Source organism: Evansella sp. AB-rgal1 (assembly GCF_041820985.1).
Taxonomy (GTDB): Bacteria; Bacillota; Bacilli; order Bacillales; family Salisediminibacteriaceae; genus Evansella.
On the sequence record NZ_JBGUAU010000065.1, the window covers coordinates 1 to 3753 of the forward strand.

Annotated in this window: 2 protein-coding genes; both read left to right on the forward strand. The window is 35.0% G+C overall.

From position 1 onward, the window contains the following. Nucleotides 1-52: 52 nt before the first annotated feature. Nucleotides 53-2593: an S-layer homology domain-containing protein gene (locus ACERII_RS25555; RefSeq protein ID WP_373645826.1), complete on the forward strand. Its 2541-nt coding sequence runs from the start codon at nucleotides 53-55 to the stop codon at nucleotides 2591-2593. Nucleotides 2594-2844: 251 nt separating this feature from the next. Then, nucleotides 2845-3669, forward strand: a complete 825-nt coding sequence (locus ACERII_RS25560; protein ID WP_373645827.1) for a polysaccharide deacetylase family protein — start codon at nucleotides 2845-2847, stop codon at nucleotides 3667-3669. Nucleotides 3670-3753: the final 84 nt, after the last annotated feature.

Here is a 3753-nt window from a genome sequence, read left to right on the forward strand (position 1 = left end):
AAATTAACGTAGCACCTACTCAGGCTTTTAGAATTTGATCCCACGCGAGTAGGTGCTACTTTTTACGGGAATTATTACTGGAGTATCTGCTGATAAATTTGCCCCAACTGATACTTTAACTCGTGGACAAATGGCAGCTATCCTAACAAGAGCTCTTGAATTAGCTGATGCTTCTGACTTAGAAACTCCATTTGGAGATATTGCTGGTTTCTACGAAAATTACATTAAAGCAATCTACCAAGCTGAGCTTACTCAAGGTGTTTCCGCAACTCAATACGGAACAGATCGTCCAGTATTACGTGAGCAATTTGCTACATTCTTATATCGTGATGCAGGAGTTAAACAAATTGTAGAACAACGCATTGCTGGAGATTTAGTAGTTCAATCTGTTGCTGCTTCTAATAGCACAACTGTTGTTGCTAAATTTAATAAAGCTCTTTCTGCTGACGCTGTTGTTGAATTACAACGTGAAGGTGGAGCTGTAGTTAATGTTTCTGAAAAAGTATTTACTGAAGATCGTAAAGAAGTATCTTTAGAGCTTCCTAATAAATTTGTTGGTGGAGACTATGTTCTTGTTGTTAAAGAAGGAGAAGAAGAAGTTTCTTACAAATTTGAATTAGCAGATGAGCGTGTGGAAGAAATCACAATTCCTTCTGACGTAGCAATAGTTAATAACAACACTTCTAGAACTTCTGCAACAATAGCATATCAAGTGAAAAACCAATACGGAGAAAACATTACTGATGATGTAAATGTTACTGCTACAACTAGTGTAGGTAGTGTTACATCCGCTGCAAATGGTGTATTAACAATTGGAAATACTAATGGATTTACATTAGAGTCTAATGTTACAGTTTCTCTATTAAATGCTAATAGTGGTAAATTTGTATCAAAAACAGTTAAGGTATCTTCTCAAGCTTTAGTTTCATCTTTTGATGTAAAAGGTTTACACCATGCTACATTAGGAGCGCCACGTGCTGGTGAATCTACAAATGGATATAGCCTATTGATTCAAGCTAAAGACCAATATGGTAATGCATTAAATGCTACTCAATTAGGTCAACCTGGAACAACTTTTGTAGCTAGTAACACAAACACAAATATTGCAACTTTAAATTTTGCCGGGGCTACTGACGTACGTGTTGATGGTGTAGATTATATTTCAGTACCATTAACAAGTAGTGTTACTTTCTCGCAAGGTACAACTAACTTTAACTTTATATCTGCTACTTCAGGTCAATCTGCATCATATAAATTAGAAGTACCTGCTGCACTAGCGGTACAAAAATTAACTCTTGGTGCTCCTACAATGGCTGTTGCTGGAGAAACTTTCCGCATTCCATTTACAGCATTAGATCAAGAAGGTAATGAGGTAACAAATGTTAATACACTGAACGCTGTTAACTTCAGTATTGCTAATGCACCTACGGGATTAGCAAATAACAATGTTAACTTCGTAAGAGACTTTACAGATAATAAAGTTTACTTAGAAGTTAATACTTCTGGTGTAGATAATGCAAATGCACTAGCACAAGATAGAAATATAACAATCATTGCTACAACTGGAACAGAAGTTGTACAACGTGCGGTTAATCTTCGTGCAAATGCTCATGCTGCTTCTGTAAGTGGTATCAAAAACATTGAGAGCAACATTATTGCAGGCGATTCTATTCCATTAACAGCTAACAACCTTACTTTTAGAGATCAATATGGTAGAACAATGAGTACTAATCCAACTATTGGTGATGCTCCTGGTAACTATCAAGTAAAAGTTACAAGTAATAATGCAAATGTAACAGTGTCTAATGATACACTTGATGGTAATAACAATACAGTTACTTTAGGTGCTGGAGCAACTAAAGGTGCTTCTAACATCACTATTAGTTTACTAAAAGTTGATACTGATGGAGATGCTCAACCAGTTTCTAATTCATCATACCGTTATACATCACAAGTTATTGAAGCAAGCGATGTTACAAGCTTAGAATTCGGTTCAGTATCAGTTCTTAACGATGGAGTAACAGCAGAGGGAACAGCTGGATTTGCTGACTATGAATTGAAAGTATACGGTGTAGATACAAATGGAAACCGTGCATTAATTCCTGCTAATGCAGTGACATTTACTTCAAACGGTCAAGTAGCTACTTACGACCCAGCAAACAGAAAAATTGCTGTTGCATCTGCTCCTAGCTATGCTGGAACTGCAAAAGTAGCAGACGTTAACTTTATTGTATCTGCTTATGGAAATACTAAAACTGGAGAACTTAAAGTATCAAAAGAAGCTCCAGTATTAACAGATTTAGTGATTCCTTCAAATCTAGCAAATAGAATTAATGCTACAACTGTGTCTGTTCCTCATACTAACAGAGCTAACCTTGATGCTATAGTTGCTGATTTAGCTCAAAGAGATCAATACGGTGCTAGTATGCAAGTTGGATTAACTCAAAACACTGGTTCAAACTTCAGAAAAGCAAACGGAGACCGTGTAACGAGCGTTGCTGATGTAGATGCTGGTGGTTCATTTGAAATCACAGTTCTTAAGCCTAATGGTGGTACATTTACATTAAAGGCGAGTAGTTCAATAATAAAATAAACTACAATTGTTAAAACCCTACAGAGTATTCTCTGTAGGGTTTTTCTTAGTAAATTCCCACAATAGTAAAAATGGAATTATACTAGAAAAAGGTACCTAGTAACTACACTAAATATGTCCAAATGTCCTATAAGCAGTCTTTTTGTTGAGTCCGGTAGGGTTATACGACTGAATTGTTACTAGTTTTAATGTAAAAACTAATACTTCATGATAAAATTAACTAGTAGTTATCAATTGTGAGGTGTTATTACTTGTATAGATGTAAAGTTAGTTTCCTGATATTAAGTATCCTCATTTTAGTTGGATGCAATGAAGATATTGAAGAAAATCCAATAATTACTGTATTAATGTATCATCATTTTGAGCAAGATGCTGCAACAAGCTTAATAGTCGATCCCAATTTATTTCGACAACAACTAATAGCTTTAAAAGAAGCAGGATTTACTTCAATTAGGGAAAAAGACTTATTACTTCATTTAACGGAAGGTAAACAACTACCAGAAAATCCATTAGTGATTACAATAGATGATGGTTATTTGAGCAATTTTAAATTAGCTTATCCAATTTTACAAGAACAAGAAATGTATGCAACTTTATATGTGATAGGACATTCTCGCGGCCAAACTCCTGGAGAATTTCCTCATTTCAGTTGGGAACAGGCTAAGGAGATGTATGAATCTGGTTGGATAGACATTCAAAGTCATACATACGATCATCATTATTCTATTGAAGGTATAAATGGGAAGGGCCCTGTTCTTTCGACTAAAATGGTAACTGATGGAATAGAAGAGTCAGAAGAAGAATATAAACAAAGGATATTTGAAGATTTATTAAAAATTAAACTGGAAATAGAAAAGAATGTTGGGAATGAAGTGTACTCTTTTACATATCCGTATGGTGGTTACAATGAAACTGTAATTGAAATATTGAAAGAAATAGGATATAAACTGTCTTATACTGTTGAGGAAGGAATTATGAGTAATAAACAGTCTCGGTATACTATCCCACGAATTAATGTAGATGGTAGAGAGAATCCAGAAGAATTAATACAAAAAATATTGAAGTACCACGAATAGAGGAATTCACAGTACTAAAAAGTAGCACTTGGCAAACAGGGACAGTTCTTATTTGCCCAATTAAGGTGGACACGGGGACAGGTA